This window comes from Micromonospora sp. WMMD882, assembly GCF_027497255.1.
GTDB lineage: Bacteria > Actinomycetota > Actinomycetes > Mycobacteriales > Micromonosporaceae > Micromonospora.
Genome location: NZ_CP114903.1, coordinates 4,310,870 through 4,335,126, shown reverse-complemented (window position 1 = coordinate 4,335,126; position 24,257 = coordinate 4,310,870). Strand labels below are relative to the sequence as shown.

Annotated in this window: 23 protein-coding genes, 1 pseudogene and 1 CRISPR repeat array; of the genes and pseudogenes, 7 read left to right on the top strand and 17 right to left on the bottom strand. The window is 72.1% G+C overall.

All coding sequences use genetic code 11. The annotated features are described in order from the left end of the window. Positions 1 to 10 precede the first annotated feature (10 nt). From O7606_RS18285 to O7606_RS18265, 5 genes are all read right to left on the bottom strand, one after another. Positions 11 to 283: a hypothetical protein gene (locus O7606_RS18285; protein WP_281595242.1), complete on the bottom strand. Its 273-nt coding sequence runs from the start codon at positions 281 to 283 to the stop codon at positions 11 to 13. Continuing rightward, a complete protein-coding gene (locus O7606_RS18280; RefSeq protein ID WP_281595241.1) occupies positions 280 to 1,032 on the bottom strand; it encodes an NUDIX domain-containing protein in 753 nt (250 codons plus the stop codon). The genes O7606_RS18285 and O7606_RS18280 overlap by 4 nt, the downstream gene beginning before the upstream one ends. Positions 1,033 to 1,306: 274 nt before the next feature. Then, complete coding sequence (locus O7606_RS18275; protein WP_281595240.1) at positions 1,307 to 1,435, bottom strand: hypothetical protein; 129 nt, start codon at positions 1,433 to 1,435, stop codon at positions 1,307 to 1,309. Positions 1,436 to 2,119: 684 nt separating this feature from the next. Then, positions 2,120 to 3,082 carry a MaoC/PaaZ C-terminal domain-containing protein gene (locus tag O7606_RS18270; protein WP_281595239.1) on the bottom strand — a complete coding sequence of 321 codons (963 nt, stop codon included), beginning with the start codon at positions 3,080 to 3,082 and terminating at the stop codon, positions 2,120 to 2,122. Beyond that, on the bottom strand, positions 3,082 to 4,458 hold the full coding sequence (locus tag O7606_RS18265; RefSeq protein WP_281595238.1) for a 3-oxoacyl-ACP reductase: 1,377 nt from the start codon (positions 4,456 to 4,458) through the stop codon (positions 3,082 to 3,084). The genes O7606_RS18270 and O7606_RS18265 overlap by 1 nt, the downstream gene beginning before the upstream one ends. Before the next feature lie 55 nt (positions 4,459 to 4,513). On the opposite strand from O7606_RS18265, the gene O7606_RS18260 reads away from it, so the two are divergent. Then, the gene (locus O7606_RS18260) at positions 4,514 to 5,806 is read left to right on the top strand and encodes an acetyl-CoA C-acetyltransferase (protein WP_281595237.1); all 1,293 of its coding nucleotides are present in this window, start codon (positions 4,514 to 4,516) and stop codon (positions 5,804 to 5,806) included. Positions 5,807 to 5,916: 110 nt separating this feature from the next. Here the strand turns inward: O7606_RS18260 and O7606_RS18255 are convergent, their stop codons facing one another. The 10 genes from O7606_RS18255 to O7606_RS18210 form a co-directional block, all read right to left on the bottom strand. Next, positions 5,917 to 7,758, bottom strand: a complete 1,842-nt coding sequence (locus O7606_RS18255) for a family 43 glycosylhydrolase (protein ID WP_281595236.1) — start codon at positions 7,756 to 7,758, stop codon at positions 5,917 to 5,919. Positions 7,759 to 7,955: 197 nt separating this feature from the next. Then, positions 7,956 to 9,191, bottom strand: a complete 1,236-nt coding sequence (locus O7606_RS18250) for an MFS transporter (protein ID WP_281595235.1) — start codon at positions 9,189 to 9,191, stop codon at positions 7,956 to 7,958. After that, positions 9,191 to 9,946: a class I SAM-dependent methyltransferase gene (locus tag O7606_RS18245; protein WP_281595234.1), complete on the bottom strand. Its 756-nt coding sequence runs from the start codon at positions 9,944 to 9,946 to the stop codon at positions 9,191 to 9,193. Before O7606_RS18245 ends, O7606_RS18250 begins: the two co-directional genes overlap by 1 nt. Continuing rightward, complete coding sequence (locus tag O7606_RS18240; RefSeq protein ID WP_281595233.1) at positions 9,943 to 11,163, bottom strand: cupin domain-containing protein; 1,221 nt, start codon at positions 11,161 to 11,163, stop codon at positions 9,943 to 9,945. Before O7606_RS18240 ends, O7606_RS18245 begins: the two co-directional genes overlap by 4 nt. Beyond that, positions 11,163 to 12,347 (bottom strand): SagB/ThcOx family dehydrogenase, encoded by a 1,185-nt coding sequence (locus tag O7606_RS18235; RefSeq protein WP_281595232.1) that lies wholly within the window; start codon positions 12,345 to 12,347, stop codon positions 11,163 to 11,165. The genes O7606_RS18240 and O7606_RS18235 overlap by 1 nt, the downstream gene beginning before the upstream one ends. 360 nt (positions 12,348 to 12,707) lie before the next feature. Beyond that, positions 12,708 to 13,517, bottom strand: a complete 810-nt coding sequence (locus O7606_RS18230; protein ID WP_281595231.1) for an ABC transporter ATP-binding protein — start codon at positions 13,515 to 13,517, stop codon at positions 12,708 to 12,710. Further along, the gene (locus O7606_RS18225; RefSeq protein ID WP_281595230.1) at positions 13,514 to 14,551 is read right to left on the bottom strand and encodes an iron ABC transporter permease; all 1,038 of its coding nucleotides are present in this window, start codon (positions 14,549 to 14,551) and stop codon (positions 13,514 to 13,516) included. The genes O7606_RS18230 and O7606_RS18225 overlap by 4 nt, the downstream gene beginning before the upstream one ends. After that, on the bottom strand, positions 14,548 to 15,570 hold the full coding sequence (locus tag O7606_RS18220; protein WP_281595229.1) for an ABC transporter substrate-binding protein: 1,023 nt from the start codon (positions 15,568 to 15,570) through the stop codon (positions 14,548 to 14,550). The genes O7606_RS18225 and O7606_RS18220 overlap by 4 nt, the downstream gene beginning before the upstream one ends. A gap of 111 nt (positions 15,571 to 15,681) precedes the next feature. Continuing rightward, positions 15,682 to 15,975: a flavin reductase gene (locus O7606_RS18215; protein WP_281595228.1), complete on the bottom strand. Its 294-nt coding sequence runs from the start codon at positions 15,973 to 15,975 to the stop codon at positions 15,682 to 15,684. Then, positions 15,972 to 16,322, bottom strand: a complete 351-nt coding sequence (locus tag O7606_RS18210; RefSeq protein WP_281599747.1) for a hypothetical protein — start codon at positions 16,320 to 16,322, stop codon at positions 15,972 to 15,974. The genes O7606_RS18215 and O7606_RS18210 overlap by 4 nt, the downstream gene beginning before the upstream one ends. Before the next feature lie 444 nt (positions 16,323 to 16,766). On the opposite strand from O7606_RS18210, the gene O7606_RS18205 reads away from it, so the two are divergent. After that, entirely contained in the window at positions 16,767 to 17,621 is an 855-nt protein-coding gene (locus tag O7606_RS18205) for a helix-turn-helix transcriptional regulator (protein WP_281595227.1), read from the top strand. 32 nt (positions 17,622 to 17,653) lie between these two features. Further along, the gene (locus O7606_RS18200; protein WP_281595226.1) at positions 17,654 to 17,854 is read left to right on the top strand and encodes a DUF397 domain-containing protein; all 201 of its coding nucleotides are present in this window, start codon (positions 17,654 to 17,656) and stop codon (positions 17,852 to 17,854) included. Positions 17,855 to 17,988: 134 nt separating this feature from the next. On the opposite strand, the gene O7606_RS18195 is transcribed toward O7606_RS18200, so the two are convergent. Both O7606_RS18195 and O7606_RS27655 read right to left on the bottom strand, forming a co-directional pair. Next, positions 17,989 to 18,990: an IS3 family transposase gene (locus tag O7606_RS18195; protein WP_348651112.1), complete on the bottom strand. Its 1,002-nt coding sequence runs from the start codon at positions 18,988 to 18,990 to the stop codon at positions 17,989 to 17,991. 5 nt (positions 18,991 to 18,995) lie between these two features. Continuing rightward, complete coding sequence (locus O7606_RS27655) at positions 18,996 to 19,430, bottom strand: transposase (RefSeq protein ID WP_348651111.1); 435 nt, start codon at positions 19,428 to 19,430, stop codon at positions 18,996 to 18,998. A gap of 124 nt (positions 19,431 to 19,554) precedes the next feature. Here O7606_RS27655 and O7606_RS18190 point away from each other — a divergent pair, with 124 nt between their 5' ends. The 4 genes and pseudogenes from O7606_RS18190 to O7606_RS18170 all read left to right on the top strand — a co-directional run bounded on the left by O7606_RS18190 (position 19,555) and on the right by O7606_RS18170 (position 23,470). After that, a complete protein-coding gene (locus tag O7606_RS18190) occupies positions 19,555 to 20,091 on the top strand; it encodes a UTRA domain-containing protein (protein WP_281595225.1) in 537 nt (178 codons plus the stop codon). A 12-nt stretch (positions 20,092 to 20,103) separates the two neighbouring features. After that, positions 20,104 to 20,834: pseudogene (locus O7606_RS18180) on the top strand (GntR family transcriptional regulator). A gap of 207 nt (positions 20,835 to 21,041) precedes the next feature. Continuing rightward, positions 21,042 to 22,766: a CRISPR direct-repeat array (repeat unit 37 nt; unit sequence GCTGCGCCCGGTCTTCGGACCGGGCGAGGATCGCAAC). 54 nt (positions 22,767 to 22,820) lie between these two features. Next, positions 22,821 to 23,072, top strand: coding sequence for a hypothetical protein (locus O7606_RS18175; RefSeq protein ID WP_281595223.1), 252 nt, complete (start codon positions 22,821 to 22,823; stop codon positions 23,070 to 23,072). Next, complete coding sequence (locus tag O7606_RS18170) at positions 23,069 to 23,470, top strand: hypothetical protein (protein ID WP_281595222.1); 402 nt, start codon at positions 23,069 to 23,071, stop codon at positions 23,468 to 23,470. Before O7606_RS18175 ends, O7606_RS18170 begins: the two co-directional genes overlap by 4 nt. Positions 23,471 to 24,257 lie beyond the last annotated feature (787 nt).

Below are 24,257 nucleotides of genomic sequence, written 5' to 3'. Positions count from 1 at the left end.
GTCGGCCAGGTCACCGGCGTACGCGAGCGGGCCGAGCCGGTAGCCGCCGAGGTCGAGCGGTCCGGTGGCGGGCCGGCCCCCCCCGGCCGGCCCGCCACCAGCTTGTGACCTGGACGAACGCGTCGGTGGCGGCGGCGCGTACCCGGTCGTCTGCCGCGCCCAGCCGGTCGGGGTGCAGCGCCGCCACCAGCTCGCGGTAGCGGCGGGCCGGCGCGTCGACGCCGAACAGCTCGGCCCCGGTACGGGCCGCCACGACCAGGGTGATCGCCTCGTCCGTCCTCATCGGATGGTCTCCTCCCGGGCGGGGCGCAGCAGCGCCGGGTGGAGCAGCCGGGCGTCGCCGGCCCGGTAGAGCTTGGCGCGGGGGCCGCCGCGCGTCCCGCCGCGCTCGGTGCTGGCCCCGGTGCTCTCCACGAACCCCGGCACCGAGAGCACCTTGCGGTGGAAGTTGCCGGCGTGCAGCGGGTGACCCCAGACCGTCTCGTAGACGCCGCGCAGCTCACCGATGGTGAACTCGGCTTCGAGGAAGCGGGTGGCCAGTGGCGTGTACTCCAGCTTGGACCGGGCCCGCTCCAACCCGTCGGCAATGATCCGACCGTGGTCGAAGGCGAGCTGCCGGCTGCTCAACGTGGCCACCGGCTGCCAGAGCGCCTCGGCGGCGTCGCTGTCGGCGACCGGGTCGGGCAGGTCGGGGGCGAACGCGAGGTGGGCCACGGACACGATCCGCATCCGCGGGTCCCGGTCCGGCTCGCCGTAGCTGCCGAGCTGCTCCAGGTGGACCCGGCGCATCCGCTCGTCACCCAGGCCGGTCTCCTCGGCCAACTCCCGGCGCGCGCCGGTGGCCAGGTCCTCGTCCGGGCGGACGAAGCCGCCGGGCAGCGCCCAGTGCCCCGCGTACGGCGGTTGGCCGCGCCGGATGAGCAGCAGGTGCAGCGCGCCCTCGCGGATGGTCAGCGCGACCACGTCCACGGTCACGGCCACCGCCGGGTAGGCGCTGGGGTCGTACGCCGCAAGAAACTCCTGCTCGTCCACCGGAACCCGTCCCTCTCACTTGGAGAACAACTCAATCTGAGAATAACTTAGCTCACGATCGGGTGACTGTCCACCCCCGCCGCCCCGGGTCCTACCGGCGCCGGCTGCGGCTGGCCTGGCTCGCCGACCGGCGGGTCAGGGGTCGGGCCGATCTGCCCGCCGCGCTGGTCTGCTGATCGGGCGTGGCCCAGGAGTGGGTGGTCTGTGGGTCGGTGGTGGTCTGTCGGTCGGGCTGGTCTGTGGGGCGAGGTCGGGGTTGGTCCGGCGTCGGGTATCAGCCCGGGGAGAGGTGCTCCCTTTCGCTGCCTTTGGAGCTGCCCCAGATCTGGGGCACCGCCACGACCACCGCCTTCACCGCCACGACCACCGCCCTCACCGCCGCCGCCACCGCCACCGCCTTCACCGCCGCCCACCGCCACTGCCGCCACCGCCACTGCCGCCACTGCCGCCGCCACTGCCGCCGCCACTGCTGCCGCCGCCACTGCTGCCGCCGCCTGCGCCTGCGTCTGTGCCTGTGCCACCAGTGTGGCCGTGGCCCGTGGCCCGTCGTGACCTGCGACGTGCGGCCGGCGGTTGGGGCCGCCCGGTCCGGTCCGTCCGGGCGAGCGGCAGGTAGGTCACGCCGTGCCGGACGATCGGGCGGGCGTTGTGGTCCCGCCCCGGATCAGCGGATGTGGCCCCCACGGCTGGCATGGCGTCAGCGCTCTCCGTCAAGCGCCGGCGTCCAAGGCGGACGTGACTGAACACGGATGTGGGTCCGGAGCGGAGGACCACGGCGGCGTGGACAAGATCCGGAGTGCGGACGTGACCTCAGGCGGACGCAGCCCGGCCTCGGGCGGACGCAGCCCGGCCTCGGGCGGACCGGCCCTGGCCCTGCGGTGCCGGTGGTGGCGTCCGTCCGCCCCAGATATGGGGCAGCTCTAAAGCGAGTCACCGCGTATGCCGCTCCCCCGAGGGCAGAGCTCACGAATCACCCAAAGGCAGACCCTCGGGCCTGCCCCTGGGCGGCCCGCCCCGGGCGGCCGGGACCCCGAAGGACCGAGCCGCGCGGCCGTCGACGCCGGGAAGCAAGTAGGGCCGAGGCTGATCAGCCGACTGCCGGGGGAGTCAGTTGGCCCAACAGGTGCGGGCGGCCGGTACGTGGGTCGTGCAGGGCGAACGCGCCCTCGGGGGTGGTGGCGAAGGCGACCGTGGACGGCAGCGGGACGGGCAGTCGGAAGGCCACGTCGACCGTGTACGCGGACGGCAGGCGGGACGCCAGCGCGGCCAGGCAGCGGGCCTTGCTCCACATGCCGTGCGCGATCGGACGCGGGAAGCCGAGCAGTCGTGCCCCGATCCGGGAGGTGTGGATCGGATTGTGGTCACCCGACACCCGGGCGTAGTCCCGGCCCACCCGTGGACCGACCCGCCACACCGCCGACCCGGTGGCAGCCGGGCCCCGGCCGCCGGGGCTGTCCGGATCCGGCTGGTCGGAGGGGGGCTCCGGCTGGTCGGGTGGGGCGGCGGCGACGCGCTCCCGGCTCAGATACGTGGAGACTCCGCGCCACACCTCCGCGCCGGACACCGAGGCGACCAGCACCACGTCGAGCTGCCGGCCGCGCCGGTGCGGGCGCAGGTTCTCCGCGTACGCGGAGAAGTCCATCGGCTCGCCCGCGTCGATCAGCCGGCGCACGGTGATCCGGTTGGCGATGTGCACGACCCCGGCCAACGGGATCGGGAAATCCGGGGCGGTGATCAGCCGTAACGCCAGTGGAAAGCCCAGGACGTGCGGAAACGTCCCCGGCAGCGGGTCGGTCAGCGGGAAACCGCAGACCCGGTCGTAGTCGGCCAGGCGCGTCCGGTCGACGGTGACGCCCCGGACCCGCAACTCCACCGGTGGCAACGCGTCCACCGGGCCGCGGGCCGGCCGCCGGGTGAGCAGCCCCGGCACCGAGCCGAGCACCGCCCGTCGGTACAGCGGCCCGGACGCCGGCAACGCCGGCAACTCGACCACCTCCCGGGCTACCGGCGCCGGGCCGGTCGGGGTGTCTGCGGGCTCCTGGGCGGCCATCACGCCCCCAGGAGGCTCTGGCCGCAGACCCGGACCACGTTGCCGCTGACCGCGCCGGACGCCGGCCAGGCCAGCCAGCCGATGGTCTCCGCGACGTCGACCGGCAGCCCGCCCTGGGACAGGCTGTTCATCCGGCGGCCCGCCTCCCGCAGCACCACGGGGATCCGGGCGGTCAGCCGCGTCTCGATGAACCCGGGCGCTACCGCGTTGACGCTGATCCCCCGCCCGGCCAGCGCCGGGGCGAGCGAGTCGACCAGGCCGATCACGCCGGCCTTGCTGGTGGCGTAGTTGGTCTGGCCGCGGTTGCCGGCGATCCCGGCGATCGAGGAGACCGAGACGAGCCGGCCGCCGGGCGGGAGCAGCTCCCGCTCCAGCAGCACGTCGTCGATCCGTTCCTGGCTGGACAGGTTCACGTCGATCACCTGCTGCCAACGGTCGACGTCCATCCGGGCGATGGTCCGGTCCCGGGTGATGCCGGCGTTGTGCGCCACCGCGTCGACCCGGCCGTGTCGGGCGGCGAGGTGGTCGGCGAGCCGGCCGGCCGCGTTCGGCGCGGTCAGGTCGAGCTGTACGGCGGTGCCGCCGACCTCGTTGGCCACCGCGGCCAACTCGTCCCCGGCCTCCGGGATGTCCAGCGCGACGACCTGCGCGCCGTCGCGGGCGAGCACCCGGGCCAGCGCCGCGCCGATGCCCCGGGCCGCCCCGGTGACCAGGACGACCTGCCCGTCCAGCGGGCGGTCCCAGTCGGCCGGGGCGGTCGCCGTGCCGACGCCGACCCGGATCACCTGCCCGGAGACGTACGCCGAGCGGCCGGAGAGCAGGAACCGGAGGGTGGCCTCCAGACCGGTCAGGGTGCTCGGGTCGCCGTTCGCGGTCACGTATACCAACTGCGCGGTGACGCCCCGGCCGAACTCCTTGCCGATGCTGCGGGTCAGCCCTTCGAGGGCCCGCTGGGCGGTCGCCTCGCGTGGGGTGGCCGCCTCGGCGGGCGGCGTGCCGAGCACGATCACCCGGCCGCTGGGCAGCAGCGTGCGCGCGTACGGGTGGAAGAAGTCGTAGAGCTGGCGGAGGTCGGCGGAGTCGGTGACGCCGGTGGCGTCGTACACCAGGGCCCCGAACCGGGCGGCGGAGTCGGCGCTGTCCGGCGGGTCGGTGCTGGTCGCGGCCGGGGCCAGCTCGACGCCGGCGGCGGTGAGGATCCGGCCGACCTGGTCGGCGAGGCGGCTGCCGGTGGCCGCGCCGAGCAGGGCCGGGCCGGGCAGCAGCGGGTCACCCGGGTGGTGTCGGCGCAGGCGGGGCGGGTCGGGCAGGCCCAGGCGCCGGACCAGCGCGCGGCCGGCCCCGGATTGGACGAAGCTCGCGTACCTGTCGGTCATAGGCGTAGCCTACTGGTGAGTAGGGTCAGGGCAAGCGTTTTGAGGAGGCGGGATCGTGCAGAGCGTCCGACGGGTCGCGGTGATCGGTGGAAACCGGATCCCGTTCGCCCGGTCCAACTCCCGGTACGACGACGCCGGCAACGCCGACCTGCTCGGCGCGGCCCTCGACGGCCTGGTCGCCCGGTTCGGGCTGGCCGGGCAGCGGGTCGGCGAGCTGGTCGCCGGGGCGGTGCTCAAGCACTCGAAGGACTTCAACCTGGCCCGCGAGGTGGTGCTCGGCTCGCGGCTCGACCCGCACACCCCGGCGTACGACATCCAGCAGGCCTGTGGCACCGGTCTGGAGGCGGTCATCCTGGTCGCCAACAAGATCGCCCTCGGGCAGCTCGACGTGGGCATCGCCGGCGGCGTCGACAGCACCTCCGACGCGCCGCTGGCGGTCAACGAGGAGATGCGCCGTACACTGCTCAGACTCAACTCGGCCCGGACGCTCGGCGAGCGGCTGAAGGTCGCCGCGAAGCTGCGCCCGCTCCAGCCGTTCCGGCCGGAGGTGCCGCGCAACGCGGAGCCGCGTACCGGGCTGTCGATGGGTGAGCACGCGGCCCGGACGGCGCTGCGGTGGGGCGTCGACCGGCAGGCGCAGGACGAGTTGGCGCTGCGCTCGCACCAGCGGCTCGCCGCCGCGTACGAGCGGGGGTTCTTCGACGACCTGATGACCCCCTACCTGGGGCTGACCCGCGACCAGAACCTCCGCCCGGACACCACCCTGGAGAAGCTCGGCGGCCTGCGGCCGGTGTTCGGCACCAAGGGCCCGGACGCCGAGCGGGCCACCATGACCGCCGGGAACTCCTCCCCGCTCACCGACGGCGCGTCCACCGTGCTGCTGGCCAGCGAGGAGTGGGCCCGCGAGCGGAACCTGCCGGTGCTGGCCTGGTTCACCTGGTCGCAGACGGCGGCGGTGGACTTCGTGCACGGCGACGAGGGCCTGCTGATGGCCCCCGCGTACGCGGTGCCCCGGATGCTCGACCGGGCCGGGCTGGCCCTCCAGGATTTCGACTTCTACGAGCTGCACGAGGCGTTCGCGTCGCAGGTGCTGGCCACCCTGGCCGCCTGGGAGTCGCCCGAGTTCGCCCGGGAGCGACTGGGCCGGGACACCGCGCCCGGCGCGATCGACCGGGAGAAGCTGAACGTGGTGGGGTCGTCGTTGGCGGCCGGGCACCCGTTCGCCGCAACCGGGGGCCGGATCGTCGCGACGTTGGCGAAGCTGCTCGCCGAACGGGGTAGCGGACGGGGTCTGATCTCCATCTGCGCGGCCGGCGGCCAGGGCGTCACCGCCGTACTGGAGCGCTGAGGCGCAAGGAGGGGCACCTTGTTGCCGCCTCGTGTGTAGCAAGGGGCCCTTACTGACGCGGGGTCGGACCGATGGTTGCCGTTATCGGCCCGACCCCGCCAGGTGCGGTGCTACTGGATGGTGAGGTCGTCGAGGTAGAGGCTGTCGGTGCCCGAGTCGGTCTCGACGTAGACCGTGGCGCCGGTCAGCGTGCCGCTCCACGAGACGGTCGAGGTGCCGGTGAGCTGCGTCCAGCCGTTCGCGTTGACCGTCGTGTTCGGGGCGAGCCCGACGTAGTTGGTCGTGCCGTCGGCGGTGAGCGCCAGGGTGACCCGCGCGGCGGGCGTGCCGCTGTGCGACCGTACCCAGACGCTCGTGGTGTAGCTCTTGCCGTTGGTGAGCTTCGCGGTCACGTCCTGGCTGGGGCCGTTCCAGGACGCCGTACGCCCGGTGATCGACAGCGACTGGCTGCCGCTGCGGACGACGCTGGTGCTGGCCGACAGGGTGCCGCTGCCGAAGACGCCCCAGCCGGCGGTGCCGCTCTCGGCGTTGCCGTTGGTGACCAGGTTGCCGCCGGTGCTGCTGCCACCGGCGAACTGCCACCAGTTGACGTTGAACAGGCCGCCGCCGCTGCCGGTGAACCGGAGGAAGAGGTCCCGGGTGCCGGTGGCCCCGCTGACCCCGCAGGTGGTGGTGGTCCAGGTCTGGTAGCCGCCGGTGTTGCCCACCGTGCAGGTGCCGACGACCGGGCCGCTGGTGCTGTCCAGGCGCAGCTCGATGCGTCCGCCGTTGCCGGCGGAGGCGACCCGGGCGGAGAACGAGTTCGCGCCGGTGCCGAAGTTGACGCCCTTGACCTTGATGTAGTCGTTGTTGTCGATCCAGCCGACGTTCATGCCGCCCTCGCTGGACGGCTCGGTCTCGATGCCGGAGGACCAGGCGATGGTCTCGGCCTCCTGCCGGACGTACGGGTTGAGCGTGCCGACCTGGGGCGCGCCGGCCGTGGTCATGTTCATCGTCGGGATGGTGCCGTCGCTGCGGTAGGTGAACCTCTCCACCGCCACCGACCGGGTGTAGCCGCTGCCGCCGGGCAACGCGCCGTTGTGGTAGAAGAGGTACGACCCGCCGTTGAAGTCGATGACTCCGGGGTGGTTGGTGAAGCTGGCGCCCTGCCTCGGCATGACGGTGCCCCGGTAGGTCCACGGGCCGGTGGGCCCGGGGGCGGTGGAGTAGGCGAGGAACTCGCCGCAGCACTCGGCGGCGAAGTGCATGTAGTACGTGCCGTTGCGCTTGTAGACCCAGGGGCCCTCCTCGTAGAGGGTGGGCCGGCTGGCGTTACCGGTGCGGGCGCCGAACCCGGCGGTGGTCAGCGGGATCTGCGTCGGGCCGCCGGAGGCCGAGATCATGTCGCTGTTGAGCCGCAGGTACCACAGGTTGGGGTTGCCCCAGTAGAGGTACGCCTGGCCGTTGTCGTCGATGAACGCGTGCGGGTCGATCTCGCCGTTCTCGACAAGCGGGCGGCCGATGGCGTCCCGGAACGGGCCGGTGGGGCTGTCGGCGACGCCGACCCCGATGGCCATCCGCCCGGTGGACCGGTTCTTCACCGGCACGTACCAGTAGAACTTGTTGTTGCGCGCGATCACGTGCCCGGCCCAGGCGTCGGCGCTGGCCCAGGAGAAGGTGGCCAGGCTCATCGGGGTGCCGTGGTCGGTCCAGTTGACCATGTCGGCGGAGGAGAACACCCGCCAGTCCCGCATGGTGAAGTAGGTGGAGCCGTCCTCGTCGTGACCGGTGTAGAGGTACACCCGGCCGTTGTGCACCATCGGCGCCGGGTCGGCGGTGTAGATGTGCTGGACGATCGGGTTGTCGGCCTTCGCCACGCCCGGGACGAGGGCGGCGGCGCAGACCAGGGCGGCGAGCACGGCTACGGAGCGCCGGAGTCGCTGTCGGAGGTGCGGGGGACGGAGGGTTTTCACGCTGACTCCCATGGTGGCGGAAGGCTGACTGTTAGCGCTAACACTGTCGATCGACGTACGCTACGGCTCCTTTGCAGGCTGTTTGACGTGCCATTCCGCGGATACGAAGATCACGCAAGCGGGGTTGCCGCAGCCTACGAGTATCAACGCTTACATAGGCTATTGACGATGTACGGTACTGAGTAGGCTGGCGGGCGTCAATCAGCCCGGACCTGCTCCGGCCCCGGGTCGGCGAAACGGGAGACCCCGGGCACCAGAAGGGTCAGGGCGGTCGCGGCGGCGGTGACCACGGCCGCCGCGAGCAGGGTCGTCCGGTCACCGAGGACGGCCACGAGCGGACCGGTCAGGGCGTACCCGATGGGCAGCAGGGCATAGGCGCTGAGCTGGTCGAGAGCGAGGACCTTGCCCCGGGCGCCGGCCGGGATGGCGCGCTGGAGGGCCGACAGCCAGTAGACGAAGTACAGCTCGACGGTGAACCCGCCGACGGCGAAACACGCGGCGGTGACCGGCAGGGGCAACGGCACGGCGAGACTCAACGGCAGGGCCGCGTACGCGGTCAGGGCCAGCATGCCCACCAGACCCGGCCGGCGCGGACGCCACCGGCCGGCGACGGCGATGGCGGGCAGCGCCCCGGCGGCCAGCGCGGCCAGCACGACCCCGTAGGCCAGCTCACCCCCGAAGTCACGCTCCGCGATCAGCGGCAGCAGGACGAGGGCCGGCGCCGTGCCGGCGAAGAGCTGGACGGCAACGGCGCTCATCACGGCGACCACCCAGGGTCGGCGGCGCACCTCACGCAGCCCGGACGCGGCATCGGCGAGCACCCCGCCGGTCGGCTTGGCGGTGGCCGTGTCGGGGACGCCCGCGACGGCGAGCGCGCCCAGGGCGAACAGCACCCCGGCCGCCACCAGGGCCGCCGGGGTGCCGATGGCGGCGACGAGCGCCGCCCCGACCAGGGCGCCCAGCATGGCGGAGCCGCGGTGCACGGCGGAGACGAAGGCGTTGCCCCGTTCCAGCAGTCGATCCGGCAGCAGGGCGGGCACCAGGGACCGCAGAGCCGGGCGGGACAACGCCTCGGCCGCCCCGCACCCGGCGGTGACGAGCGCGAGCGCGGCCAGCGGCAGCCGGTCGAGCACGAGCACCGTGGTCAGCACGGCGACGGCGCGCAGGACATCGGCGGCGAGCAGGATCCGGGTCCGGGAGACCCGGTCGGCCAGCACCCCACCGGCGAGCAGACACACCACCAGGGCGACAGCCCGGCCGGCGAGGATGGTGGCGACCGCCCCGGCCCCACCGCCCTGCCGGATTACGTACAGGCTGAGCGCCACCGGGAGGATCTGGTCGGCGAGCGCGCCGGCGGACTGACTGCCCCAGACCCGCAGGAAACGCGGCTGGGTGCGGATGGTGGGGCGGCTGGCCGGTGCGGCGAGAGTCATCAGAGGCTGGATTTCCGGTAGACGGTGACATGGCCGGTGCTGGTCGAGGTGAACGGCCCGCGCTCCCAGCCGGACCACCGCTGCTCCGGTCCCAGGCCGACGAGTTGGGCCAGCAGGTCGAGCTCGGCGGGCCAGACGTAGCGCTCCCGCACCGGCAGGACATGCTGTCGGGGGCCGTCGAACACGACCGTGTCGGTGGTGGTCCGCTGGTGGGCGGGGTCGGCCCGGACGGTGGTGACCGCGACCCGGCCGTCGGGCAGGACCCGCATGCTGGTGCTCCGGCCGGCCGCGAGCAGGGCCAGGTTCGGCATCGACGCCTCGACGACCAGCCGCCCGCCCACCGCGAGGTCGGCGGCCAGCCGGGCCAGGCAGCGCCGCTGGGCCTGCTGGTCCGGGAGCTGGTACAGGGTGTTGCAGCTCAGATAGGCCAGGGCCAGGCCGCCCGGGGGCAGGTGGGCCGACCAGTCCGCGTCGAGGACGTCCCCGACCACCAGCCGCACCGGCAGGCCCTGCGCCTTGGCGCGCAGCCGACCGGCCATCCGGGGCGACGACTCCACGGCGATGACCGTACCGCCGGCCCGGGCCAGTGGTACGGCGAGCCGCCCGGTGCCGGCTCCGACCTCCAGGGCGACGCCGCCGGCGGCGAGCCCGGCGAGGACGCCGACCGCGGGGGTGGTGTCGGACAGCTCCCCGAACCATTCGTCGTAGACGTCCGCCCAGGCGTCGCCGTAGCTGGTCGGCCCCGGGGCGCTCACGCGGTGGCGCTCCGCTCCGCTCGGGCCCCGACCACCGGGGCGACCAGATCGAGGTCGACCAGCAGGGTGATCAGCCTACTGGCGTCGTCGTCGCCGAACGTCGCGGTCAGCTCGCGCGGGTCGAGGTGACCGTGGCGGCGCAGGGCGTCGAAGACCGGGGCGGTGGTCACCGGCAGCGTGGCCTGCTTGCCGGGCACCCGCAGGCGGAGGGTGTCGCCGTCCGGGGTGGCCGCGTACTGGGCGCCGGGTCGCAGCCGGTACGCCGGGGCGTCGACCGGGGCGGGCAGCACCGGCGCGGGCTCGGCGGGCAGATCCCGGAACGCCTCGCGGCGTGCCGACCAGAGCAGACCGGCCACGTCGACCTCGTCCGCGGTGGCCGCGAGGCGCCGCGCGATCCAGGTCAGTGTCGTACGCGCCGTGTCGGGATCGGCCTCCAGCTCGGCCAGGTCGACGCCGGCCCGCAGCGCGGCGTCGTCGGCGGCGGCGTCGACGAGACGACGCAGCAGGTCGTGACCGGTGAGCCGGGAGACGGCGATGGTCAGGTGGATGGACAGCTCGTCATCGGTCCGGGGGGCGTGCATGGTGCCCCGGGGCAGGTAGAGGGTGTCCCCGGCCCGGAGCAGCACGCTGCCCAGCGGCTCGCTGGCGGCACGGAGCTGCTCACGCCGGGCGGCGGGCAGATCGAACCAGGCCTGGCTGGGCAGCGGCGCGGGCAGCGGCGGAGTGCCCAACCGCCACAGTTTGCTGCCGGCGATCTGCAGGACGAACACGTCCTGGACGTCGTAGTGCAGGTCGACGCCGGTGGACCGGGGCGGCGTGACGAACGCGTTGACCCGGACCGCGCAGCCGAGCTCACCGGCGAGTTGATGGGCGAGTCGGCGGACCGGCGGGTGGTAGCGGTGCAGGGAACGCAGGATCAGGGTGTTCCCGGCGGCCAGCGCGCGGCGCAGATGATCGGCGTCGACGAAACTCGGCTCGGCCGGCACGTCCCCCGGCTCCACCACGCCCCGGGTCGGCACCTCCCGGCCGTCCCGGACCAGTCGTACCGAGGTGGTGCGCAACGCGCCGCCGGTGAACAGCTCGTCGAGGCTCTGCGAAGTGAGCAGGTCGGCGAAGCCGGCGGGCAGGTCACCGGCCGGGGTGTGCAGGTGACGCACGCCGTAGACGTCGGCGCGGAAGGCGTCGGCGGGCATGGCGACGCAGCGGTCGAGAGCCATCAGGACCTCCTCTCGGCCGGCTCGGCGGGCCGGTGGGTGTGGCGCGCGGTCGCGAGGCGCGTGAGCGGCGGATGCGGATGGTCGACCGGCAACCCGGTGGGGCCCGGCCCGGGAGCTCCGGCGGCCGACCCGGGGACCCCGGCGGGCTCGGGCAGCCCGGCGGCGAGCAGGTAGACGGCGAACTCCTCGTCCGGGTCCAGGCCGAGCAGCGCCTCGACCCGGCTGTCGTGGAAGGCGACCGTCTGGAACGGAGCGAGACCGAGCGCGACGCAGGTCAGCGCGAAGGTCTGCCCGTAGTGACCGGCGTCGTACATCCACAGCCGGTACGCGCGCGGATGCCGGTACTTCCACGACAGTCGACCGGCGACGGCGGTGGTGAGACAGGTGAACGCCCCCCGGTAGGAGGGCTCCTGTCCGTACCCGAGAGCGGCGACGGTGGCCCGGTCCACTCCCGGGTCGAGCAGCTCCAGGCAGTGCCGGTCGGGCGCGTAGTGGTACAGGCCGGGCGGCACCCCGTCGACGGCGAACACCACCACGTAGCACTCGACCTCGTGCCGACCGCCCGCCGAGGCGGCCACCCGGGCCTGCTGCACGCCGAACGGGCCGCCGTCGAGGAAACGTTGCGGCGCGAACGTGTACGACAGCACGGTGGCGAGGGCGTCGACGTCCACCGGGGCGTCGGCGAAACGCCGGTGCGTACGGCGGGCGGCGAAGACCTCCTCGACCGGGGTCCGCAGCGGCACCGCCCGACGGGGCAGGAACAGCGCGGGCGCGTCCGGGTACGTCTTGAACGGCGCGGGCGGCTGCCCGTCGGCGGTGATCTGCCCGGCCACCTCGGCCCGACGCGGCGAGTCGACGAGATAGTTGGCGTCGCGGGCGTCGACGTGGGCGCGTTGGGCGACGACACCCCAGTGCGCCCACACCGGCGGCAGGGCGTCGTCGGTGTCGTCGCTGACCAGCAGCCCGGCGTCGTGCAGGGCCTTGATGGCGGCGTGCGCCCGGCCGGCGTGCTCGGCGCCGAACCGCGCGGCGAGGTCGTCGGCGTCGGTCCACTCCGTCGCGGCGTGCAGCAGCGACATCAGGTCGGAGTTGGCGCACAGCCACCGTCGCTGATCGGGCAGCGCGACGAACAACCCGTCGGCCTCCCACCGGCAGACCAGGTGCGCGCGGCGACGTACCCGCATTCTCGAAAGCCCTTCCGGCGCGGAGGGCCGGGCGCGGCGACACGGCCGCGCCCGGCCCGGTCGGGTGTCAGACGGACGGGTGGTGCAGCAGCTCCTCGTCGCTCTCGACGATCACGACCTCGAACGCCATGGGGCCACCTCCTTCCTTCGACGGGCACGGCTCTCTGGCCGTCCCCGACCCGCCTCTGCCGGCGTGGAGGCGGAGGGGACATCGAAGCCTGCGGTGATCAGGAGACTACCGACGGCGAATCTTGTTGCCAAGGAGTGGCAGGAGCGTGGAAGTTGCAGATGGTGGAGAGTGGGCGACTGTGAGGCAGGTCACCACCGGGAACCGGGCGGTCGTGATCGGAGACGGTCCACTCACGAGCGGACGCCGGGCGGCGCGCCGGCCGGATCGTCACCTGCCGGCCGATGGGACAGCAGCAGACGCAACCGGCCGGTGACCGGGTGCGCCAGCAGGTGGGCGTCCACCCCGAACACGTCCCGCACCAGATCCGGCGTCAACACCTCACCCGGCGGCCCGGCCGCGACGACCCGCCCGGCCCGCAGCACGTACAGCGCGTCACAGAACTGCACGGCCAGATCGAGGTCGTGCAACGCGGCGAGCACGGTCACCCCCAACGAACGCACCAACGCCAGGATCTCGTACTGGTGCCGTACGTCCAGGTGGTTGGTCGGTTCGTCGAGCAGCAGCAGCGGCGCCTGCTGCGCCAACGCCCGCGCGATCGTCACCCGCTGCCGCTCCCCACCGGACAACGTGGAGAGCGGGCGGTCGGCCAGCCCGGCCAACCCGACCCGGGCCAACGCCCGCGCGCACACCTCCCGGTCCGCCGCCGTGTCCGCGTCGAACAGCCGCTTGTGCGGCGTACGGCCCATCGCCACCGTCTCCGCCACGGTGAACTCGCCCGCCTCGCCGCCGTGCTGGGCCACCACGGCGGTCCGCCGGGCGGACTCCCGCGCCGACACCGCCCACACGTCGTCCCCGCCGACGTGCACGCCGCCCGCCGACGGCCGCACCGCCCGGTAGACGGCCCTGATCAACGTCGACTTGCCGCTGCCGTTCGGCCCGACCACCCCGACGAACCCGCCGGTCGGCACCTCGACGTCCAGACCGCGCAACACCGGGCGGCCGTCCAACGCCACCGTCACCCCGGCCAACCGCAGGTTCACGACACCACCCGGGCCGTGTCGCGGCGGCGCAGCAGCCACAGGAAGAACGGCACCCCGAACACCGCCGTCACCACCGACAGCGGCAACTCCTGCGGGGCGTCCAACAGCCGGGCGGTGATGTCCACCGCCTGGAGGAACCCGGCCCCGAGCAGCGCCGCCACCGGCAGCACCCGCCGATGGTCGGCCCCGACCAGCATCCGCGCCACGTGCGGCACGATCAGCCCGACGAACGCGATCGCCCCGGTCACCGCCACCAGCACCCCGGTCAGCAGCGAGGTCAGCACGAACACCTCCGCCCGGAGCCGGTGCGCCGCCACCCCGAGCGAGACGGCCACCTCCTCGCCGGCGCTGACCGCGTTCAACGCCCGCCAGCGCAGCAGCAACGCCGTCAGCCCCACCACGAGCGCCAGCGCCGGCAGGCCCAGGTTGTGCCAGCGGGCCCCGGCCAGGCTGCCCAGCAGCCAGAACAGCGCCGACTGGGCGGCCCGCGCCGCGTCCGCCTTCTGCAACAGGAACGAGTAGCCGGCCTGGAACAGGTACGCCAACGCCACCCCGGCCAGGATCAGCCGGCCGGGGGTGAGCCGACCCCCGGCCCGGGCCAGCACGTACACCAGCACCATCGCCGCCAACGCGCCCAGGAACGCGGCGGCGGACAGACCGAGCCCACCCAGGGCGGCCCCGGAGACGATCACCAGGACGGCCCCGAACGACGCCCCGGAGGAGGCGCCGAGCAGGAACGGATCGGCCAACGGGTTGCGGACCACGGCCTGTAGGACCGCCCCGACCACGGCCAGCCCCGCCCCGGCCAGGATCGCCAACCCGGCCCGGGGCAGCCGGTACTGCCAGACGATCCGGTCCTGCACCGCGTCGGCCGGGCTGCCGGTGACGCCGGGCAGCAGATGGTCGGCGACCACGCCCGCCACCCGGGCCGGCGGAATCCACACCGACCCGACCAGCACCGACCCGACCGTCGCCACCACCAGCAGCGTGACGCCGGCGGTGAGCACCAGCGGGTAGCGTCGCCGTCCGGTCATCCCGGGAAGGCGTCGGGATGCAGGAACGCCGCGACCTGCCGCAGGGTCAGGATGTTGCGGTAGCCCGGGTGCTGCCCGGCGGCCGGCAGCGGCAGGTAGCGCTTGTCCTTCGCGGCGGGGGACTCCGGCACGATCGCCGCCACGGTGGCGAACTTCTCGGCGGCCGTCGGCCCGGGAAGATAGTCGGTGACGATGATCGCCGTCGGCTCGGTCGCCGCGACCTGCTCCACCCCGACCTCGATCAGGTCGTCGCGGACGCCGGCCAGCACGTTGACCCCGCCGGCCGCCTCGATCAACTGCTGGGTCAGGCCCGCCCCGCCGTACGCCCGTACCGGGCCGGCCCCGCCGTCGGTGGCCAGCACCGGCACCGCCGGCCGGCCCGCCACCGCCGCCCGTACCTCGTCGAGGATCTTCTGCATCTCGGCCACCACCTGCTCGGCCCGCTCCGGTACGCCGAAGATCCGGCCCAGCTCCCGGACGTCCCGCAGCGTGTCGGCGAGCTGGAACTTCCGCTGCCCGGCGTCGTCGCACCAGCCACCGGTGAGGAACACGGGCGTGCCGGCGGCGGTCAACTCGTCGATGGTGGCCTCGCCCCGGCTGGCCTCGAAGTTGTACCAGCCCTCACTGATCACCAGGTCGGCGTCCTGGGCCAGCAGCACCTCCCGGGCGGGGAACGCGATCGAGTCGGAGAGCTGCGGGATCCGCTCGTACAGCTCCTTCTGGCCGGGCAGGAAGCCGTCCGGACCGTTCTCGGAGAAGTTGACCCGGCCCACGATCCGGTCCTGAAGGCCGAGGGCGAGCAGCGTCTCCAGCACCGGCTGGTAGCCGGTGACCACCCGGCTCGGCGGGGCGTCGAAGGTCAACGTACGGCCGCAGTTCGTCACCGTCACCGGGAACCCGGCGGCGGCCTCCGCCCCGCCCGGGGCGGCGGGGTCGTCGTCACCCGGCCCGGACCCGCACCCGGTGACCACCAGGGCCGCCGCCAGCAGCGCGCCCACCACCCGGCCTGATCGCCGCATCGTCCACCCCACCCGTCCCGCCAGGCCACCCCGACGCTAGCCACTCCTGCAAACACACTGCAACAGCGACATCATGGCAACAAGGTCGGGCGGGTGCGGCAGTGGGCCGGTTCACCGACGGCGCGGCCAGCCGAGGAAACGGCGGTACAACTCCGGCGGAGGCGTCCCGGGCAGGTCGGCGACGGCGTCGGACAGGTAGGAGGCCAGCAACATCGACAGGGCGATCCGGTCGCCCGCGTACTCGACCAGCAGGCGGCCACGCCGGTCCGGGCAGGGCCAGTCGGCGGCGCACCCGGCACACGTCCACCCCGGCCGGACCGGAACGTGCCGCTCCGGCGTACCGCCGTCGCCCTTGCCGTTGCCGTCGCCCCGGCGCGGCCCGGCGGCCGGTCGCCGCCGGCTCACGCGGCGACCCCGACGACGGACGCCCCGAGCCGCAGCCGCCAGACGTGGGTGAGCAGCGGCGCCGTCCGGTACCGGCCCCGGCGGTGCGGAAACCACCGGCTGCGCCACCCGGCGGGCCGGCGCGGCGGATCGTCCGGCAGCACCGGCCGACCCAGCTCGACCAGCCGGTTCGCCGCCGCGTTCGCCGGCCGGCACGGCGACGGTTCGAGACAGGCCGCGCAGAGGCCGCTCTCCCCATCGGGTACGTGCCCGGCGAGCACGGCGCGCGCCGACCGCGCGTCCGACTCGGACCGCGCGTCCGACTCGGACCGCGCGTCCGCCTCGTCCCGGTCGGACGATCGGCGCATGGACTGGTAGACACCCATCGGCTTTCCTCCCTGCCGCTGCGGCGGGGGCGGGCGTACGGCCGGCGCGGCGACCACGGGGGAGCGCGGTCGGCGCGCGGCGCGATGCCGTACGCCCGCCCCCGGTGGCCGGCGCGGCGCTGCCGGAGGTGCGCGCCGCTGCGCGGCCGGGGACGGGGAGCGGGCACGCCGGGCACGCCACTGTCACCTTCGGGTGGTAGACAGGAGGGGAGTCGATCCCCGGGCGCGGTCCAGCGTGGCTGCTCCCGTTCGGCTTCTCAGGCCGGGACGGGTACGAGGCCGCCAAGCACAGCACCCGCCCCGGCCTTCTTCGTGCCACCCTTGATCACTTTCGGTGACTTTTGGGGCACCGAGAGCATTGCAGGATTGAGGGTTGTTTGGCAATAATGCGTAGCAGGATTTTTTCCAACCGTGTCGAGGTGGACTTTGACCGACCAGCGTGGACCGACGCTGCGCGCACAGTGGCTGGGCAACGAGCTGCGCGAAATGCGCGAGCGGGCAGGGCTGACCCTCAAGGAGGTGGCCGAGTACGTACGTCGCAACGCCTCGACGGTCAGCCGTTTCGAGAGCGGACTATTGCCGGCGCGGGTACCCGAGGTGCTCGCCTACCTGGACATCTGCGGAGTCGACGATCCCAAGCGACGCGACGACCTCAAGACGATGAGCAGCGAGCTCTTTCGTAAGGGCTGGTGGGACGGCTACGCGGGCGACGTCACCGGCTCGCTGATCGACCGCATCTGGATGGAGAGCCGCGCCACCGGCGTCTCCTACTTCCAGCCGGTGGCTGTGCCAGGTCTGCTGCAAACGCGCGAGTATGCCGTTTCCGTTATCCGAGCGGCTCACGGTAACGCCAGTGAGGAGCAGGTCGAGCGCTGGGTTGAGCTACGTATGGCACGGCAACAGCTACTCGACCGGGAGCCACCTGTACAGCTCTCCGCGATCATCGACGAGGCGGTGGTACGAAGAGTCGTCGGCGGGCGAACGGTGATGCGAGGTCAGCTCCTCCACCTCGTCTCGCTTGTGGACCGCCGGGGCGTGGACATCCGTGTCCTGTCCTTTGAGGCGGGCGCGCACGCCAGTCCGGACGGGCAGTTCGACCTGTTCTCGATGCCCGATCCCTACCCGCAGGCAGCGTGCATGCAGACCCCGTCAGGGGCGATCTACGTCGAAGCGGATCGGGCTGCGCCACTCGCAGCGGCGTACGATCGGCTGTGTGACGCGGCGATGTCTTCCGCCAGTACCGCTGCGTTCCTGAAGGATCTGGCGGCCCAGCTGGAGTGATCATGACGATGCCGAGGGCGACGACTCCTGGGATGTTGCCCGAGGTTGCCTGGCACATCAGCACCAAGAGTGATGCCGGCAGCGGCAACTGCGTCGAGGCGGGTCCGCTGTGTGACGCCACCGGCCGGGTTGCCGTACGGCACAGCCACCACCCTGACGGGCCGGCGCTGGTCTACGAGGCGGCCAACTGGAGAGCTTTCCTGGCGGGCATTCGTAGCGGCCGGTTCGGCTGACGAGAGTTCTTGCGCGGCGTACTTAATGGCTGGCCCCACGAGTGGTGGGTGCAGTGGCGGTCACGAGCAGCCCGTAGCCAGCAGGGACTGGTTCCGTGTTGTCCCTGGTTTGGCCCATTCCGGTAGTTGTCAAGTCAAATTGAGACGGTTTGGTCCTGTTGGGTGGGCTGGTTGATCCAGGCACGGTCGGGTAGTTGCGGTGGGCGTGGCCGGTGGTTGAACCGGTCTGGGTGGGTGGCGTGGGCCGCGTCGAGGGTGTTCTGGCGGTGCTCGCGGATCTGCTCGGCGGTGCCGTAGTGCACCGACGCCGGGGTGTGCCAGCCGATCCCGGAATGCCGGTGCTCGTGGTTATAGGCGGTAAAAAAGCCGTCGCAGAAGGCTCTCGCGTCAGCGAGGGATCCGAACCGGGCCGGGAAATCCGGCACGTACTTCATAGTCTTGAACTGGGCCTCGGAGTACGGGTTGTCGTTCGAGGTCCGGGGTCGGGAGTGCGAGCGGAGGACACCGAGGTCGACGAGCATCTCCGACACCGGTTTCGACACCATGGCGCCGCCGCGGTCGGCGTGGATGGTGTGCGGCTCGATCCCGTTACGGTCGATCGCGTCGGCCAGGAAGTCACGGGCGACGACCGCGTCCTCGGCGGCCGCGACGAGCCACCCGGTGACGTACCGGGAGTAGATGTCGATCATGACGTAACACCGGTACCAGACGCCTTTGACGGGTCCTTTCAACGCGGTGATGTCCCAGGACCACACCTGACCCGGCCCGGTCGCGACCAGCTCCGGCCGCACCCGGGGCGGATGGGTCGCCAGCCGGCGTCGTTCCCGGCTCTGCCCGGCCGCGCGGGCGATGCGGTACATCGTGGACATCGAGCAGTGGTAGCGGCCCGCGTCGAGTTCCCTGGCCCAGACCTGCGGGATCGCCAGGTCGGCATAAGCAGGCGAGTTCAACACCGCCAGGACCCGCTCCCGCTCGGCGGTGCTGAGCGCCTGCGGCGGCGGGGTCCGCGGCAGCCACGGCCCGTGCCGCGGCCCGACCACCGGCTTCGCCCGCCGGTAGTAGGTCGCCCGCGATGTCCCGGTCAACGCGCACGCCCGCTGCACGGAGATGTCCGCGTCGCGTAACTGCCCGAACACGGCGGTCAGGATCTCCTCGGCGGGTTGTCGTTGTCCGCGCTCTCGGAGAGTTCCTCCAAGAGCGCGTGCGCTTTTCCCATGATGTCCAACGCAATGCGGGTCTTCTTCAGATCCGCCTGCAGCTTCTCGTTCTGCCGGCGCAGCTTCTCCAGCTCGATCTGTTCTGCGGACTTCTTCACCCGCGACCCGGCCGACGCAGCGCCGGAATCCGGAGTCCCTGCCTGGCCGAGGTGCCCGGCATCCCGAGCCCGTGTCCACTCGATGATGTGCGACGAGTACAAGCCTTCCCGGCGCAGGATCGCACCCTTCTCTCCGTTCGCGGCGTTCTCGTACTCGGCGACCATCGCGAGCTTGTACTCCGGGCTGAAGACCCGCCGCGACGGCTTCGGCGCCGGGTCCCCGCCGCCGGACGCCGGCTGCTTGCCAGATGAAGTGGACACGTACACAAGGATCTCCGATCCCCGCCCTCAGCAGGTCAGCACCCCACTCACACGGGGTGTCTCACGCCATCCTGACCGAGAGGGTTCAGGTTCCAGGTGCATCAGCGCCAGTTGGAGGTTGACCGTGGCTGACCGGGGTTGGCTGAGCGTCTCCCTGCCGTACGTGACGTCTGCTGCGTCCGACGCCTGGCAGGCCGAGGCGGCAGCCGGTGGGGGAGTCGGAAGCCAGCGGCTGTTGGAGGTCGCGGAAGTGGCGGCCCCCGCCGAGGTGGCCGCCGCCTTCGGCGTGGAACGGGGCACGGTGGTCGTGGTGCGCCGTCGGCTGATGCTGCTCGACGATCGGCCCGTCGAGCTGACGGACTCGTACTACCCGCTCGCCATCGCTCGAGGTACGGCGTTGGCCACGCCGCAGAAGATCCGTGGCGGAGCGGTGACACTGCTGGCGGAGCTGGGCTATCGACCCGGACGTACCGTCGAGGATGTCTACGCCCGTGCGCCCACGGCTGAGGAGCGGGAGGCGCTGGCCCTCGGCGGGCACCGTTGGGTGCTGGGTCTGACCCGCCTGATCACGACGGAGGACGGCACGCCGGTCGAGGTCAGTGTGATGATCATGGTGGCCGACGGTCGGCGACTGCGGTACGAGACGAAGATCGGCGACTGAACGGGAGGCGCAGTGGCTACCAGAGGTGACGGTCGTCCCCGGCACGAGCAGATCGCGGCCGAGATCAGGGCGGCGATCATGGCCGGTGAGCTGTCCCCAGGGACGCAGCTGCCGTCCATCCCCACCCTGGTCACCCGTTACTCGGCGGCCACGGCCACCGTCCAGCGTGCGCTCGCCGCGCTCAAGGACGAGGGCTACCTGGTCAGCGCGGTCGGCAAGGGCGTCTACGTACGCGATCGAAGCCGCTGGTGGTGGAGGTGGCGGCGTACCAGGACCCGGCGCGGAACCGGTACTCCTACCGCTTGCTCGACGTGGTCGAGACGGTGCCCCCACCCGAGGTGGGGAGGGCGCTTCGGTTGGCCGAGGGCGAGCGGGTGGCCTTGCGGCATCGACTGACGCTGCACGACGAGGAGCCGGTAGAGCTGTCCTGGTCGTACTACCCGATGTCGATCGCCGCCGGCACCGAGTTGACCGGGCGACGGCGGATCGTCGGGGGAGCGCCGAAGGTGTTGGCTGACGCCGGTTTCCCGATGATCGAGTACAGCGACCGTCTCTCCGCGCGGATGCCCACGCCGGAGGAGGTGGCGTTGCTGGCGCTGCCGCCCAACGTTCCGGTCCTCCGGCAGTTCCGGGTGGTGGTGTCCCGGGAGCATCGTCCGGTCGAGGTGTCGGTCCTGGTCAAGGGAGGTCACCTGCACGAGCTGCGCTACCGTCAGCCGGTCGACCAAGGCGGCAGGGAGTGATCGTGTTGGTAGACGCTGTGACGATCGCCGTGTCAAGGTCTGGGGTAGATCAACCCGTCAGGCTTGATGGAAGTTGATCTAGGAACCTCCGGTGCGCAAGGAAATGCCGGGAGGTTCCGAGGCGATAATTCGGGCAGAAAGAACGAAATGGGCTACGGTTCTTGGTCGGCGGGAAAGTCAAACATCTATACCCGCTGTTCGAGAGCCGCTGCGCCCGGTCTTCGGACCGGGCGAGGATCGCAACGGGTCCGACTGGGGGGCCGGCGAGATCCCGTACGTCGCTGCGCCCGGTCTTCGGACCGGGCGAGGATCGCAACTGGAGAGGATGCGGCCGTGCCCCGGGCCTGTTAGCGCAGCTGCGCCCGGTCTTCGGACCGGGCGAGGATCGCAACTCTCGGGCCACTGGTCCGATCTTGGTGCAACCTAGCTGCTGCGCCCGGTCTTCGGACCGGGCGAGGATCGCAACGGGGAGACCACCTACTTCGCGGCGGTGGACGTGTTCGCTGCGCCCGGTCTTCGGACCGGGCGAGGATCGCAACTGCGGCCGGTCGGCGGACGCCGAAGCGGCATCGCCCGCTGCGCCCGGTCTTCGGACCGGGCGAGGATCGCAACGGGCGTACCTGAACCCCGAACCGCCGAGGATCCGCTAGCTGCGCCCGGTCTTCGGACCGGGCGAGGATCGCAACCGGGCCCTGCCGCCGTGTACGACAGCCGGTACAGTGCTGCGCCCGGTCTTCGGACCGGGCGAGGATCGCAACGAGTGACCGCGACCGTGGATGGCACGCTGCCCCGTGCTGCGCCCGGTCTTCGGACCGGGCGAGGATCGCAACATGCTCCCGGACGGGAGCGACCAGCAGTGACCCGCGCTGCGCCCGGTCTTCGGACCGGGCGAGGATCGCAACCTCAACGCCCGCTACGACGAAGAAATGGCCCTGTGGAGCTGCGCCCGGTCTTCGGACCGGGCGAGGATCGCAACATGCCCCTGCCGGGGATCGTCTGGCCTGCCGGCATGCTGCGCCCGGTCTTCGGACCGGGCGAGGATCGCAACGGGATCAGGGCGGCCCCGTTACGGATCCACCACGCCGCTGCGCCCGGTCTTCGGACCGGGCGAGGATCGCAACCTCGGCGAGCAGGGCCGCCTGGTGCTGGCGCACGCCGTGCTGCGCCCGGTCTTCGGACCGGGCGAGGATCGCAACGTGGTGCTGCTGATCCTCACCGGGCGGCTCATCACCGCTGCGCCCGGTCTTCGGACCGGGCGAGGATCGCAACTACAACGTCCGCAACCGCGGCTCCGGCCCGTCCGTGCTGCGCCCGGTCTTCGGACCGGGCGAGGATCGCAACGGCCTGAGCCTCTACAACGGGGGCGGCACGGAGGCGCTGCGCCCGGTCTTCGGACCGGGCGAGGATCGCAACGTCGCATCGGTCAGTGGCATGGAAGTCCCCTCAGCGGGAGCTGCGCCCGGTCTTCGGACCGGGCGAGGATCGCAACGCCATCCTGAGCGCGGAACGCGCCGAACTGAATGCGCTGCGCCCGGTCTTCGGACCGGGCGAGGATCGCAACACGACCCGCTCCGGACGGTCCGGGCGATCCGGTCAGTAGCTGCGCCCGGTCTTCGGACCGGGCGAGGATCGCAACCTGAAGACGCCCGCGCTCATGAGCTACATCGAGAGCGTGCTGCGCCCGGTCTTCGGACCGGGCGAGGATCGCAACGGGGAGAGGATGCCCCGGATGTCGAGCAGGTCCGTGGCTGCGCCCGGTCTTCGGACCGGGCGAGGATCGCAACCGCCTGACGTACGCGTCGTGCAGTGCCAACCACCCGCGCTGCGCCCGGTCTTCGGACCGGGCGAGGATCGCAACATGATCGTCATAGCGCTCTGCGCGGCGCTCTTCGTCTGCTGCGCTCGGTCTTCGGATCGGGCGAGAATCTTCACATCAACTCGCGCTGGTGGCACCTTGAGTGCTACCGCTTGGGTTACTATCGGCGGGTGACTGCGAAACGTAGCGTGAGCCTGCCTGACGACATCGCCGAGTATCTCGATCAGCAAGGCAACTTCTCGGCTGCCATCGCCGATGCTGTTCGCTTTCAGATGGCGGCGGGGCACCTGGAGGATGTGCTGCGCCGTGTCGGCATCGAGGTCACCGACGAAGGCAAAAGCCGCTGGCGGTCCCGGCTGTCTCGACCCATATCCGCCGAAGCTCTCGCCGAGGGCCGTCGGATCCTCGACGAGGCCGCATGAGTGACGACGACATCGCGGTGGTGCTGGACGCCACCGCGCTGACCGCGTACACCCGTGGGCAGGTCGCGGTCGGGGAGCTGATGGCCGAGGTGGCTGACGAAGGCAGCCAGATCGCCGTACCGGCTGCCTGTCTGTCTGCCGCCTACGCAGCCGGTCGGGGCGAACTCGACACCGCGATGCTGGCCCTGCTCATGGCTTCCGCCGCCGTGCGAGTGGTTCCGCTGGGGCCTGCCGCCGCACGTCAGGCGGGGGTTCTCGCCCGTTCCGTCGACGGCGACATCGCGGTGGGGCATGCCGCAGTGGTCGCCCTCACCCACGGAGCGCACTACGCCACCACCAGCCCGAAAGCGGCGGCAACCGTCCTGCCCGCCGAGTGGAGCATCCTCGACCTCGCGTAGCTGGGTGACCTTCTGTGGCTTATCGGCCGCTTCTCCGCGACCGGCTCGAAGAAGCCGATCGCGGAGGGCGCCTACCGAAATCGAGCGAGCGTCATACCAGGGGCGCTTGGACCTGCGCCTTGCTGTCTGCCCAGCAGGTCCCGCCTATTCGAACTTCACCTCGCCCGCAGTACCGCGTGGAGGAGGCCGACCGCTGTGAAGAACCCAAGAATTCCGGCCGCGAGTCCTTCGGCGTGTCCGACAACGAGGGCACAGGCCGATCCGACACTCAGGATCACTCCCCAACGAAGGGGTAGACGCGAGTCGTGCTGCCCCCGGCCAGGGTCTGGTAGGGGAGTGGCTGGTGGAGGGTCTAACCTCACTGAGTCTCCTTCATGCGTAGAGGCATCGGGGACACGGCGGTCCGCTGTTCGCAGCAGCGGGCCGCCCTCTTCTTTGGGCGGCATGCGCCGAACCGTCGTCCATGTTGGACGACGGCAGGCGGGATGCTACCACCCCAGTACAGGTCTAAGCGCGCGGGAGGCCTTATTTTTAAACCATCCCTGCTTCCCGCTTCTCGCTATAGGAGCGCTAAAGTGTTCCGGTAAACCAGCGCTGGCGGCGGAAGCTCAAAGCCCAAAGCCGTCCAGCCTTGGCTGCGGTGTCCGGAGGGATGTCGAGGATCGCAACAGCGCGCCTATTCGTGAGGCGGGAGCAGGGATGCGCATGCCGCAGGCCGGGGTGAAGCCCGGCCTGCGGCGTTGAGTCGGGAAGCTGACACGGGAGTGTCGTGGCTTGACTCTCCGTG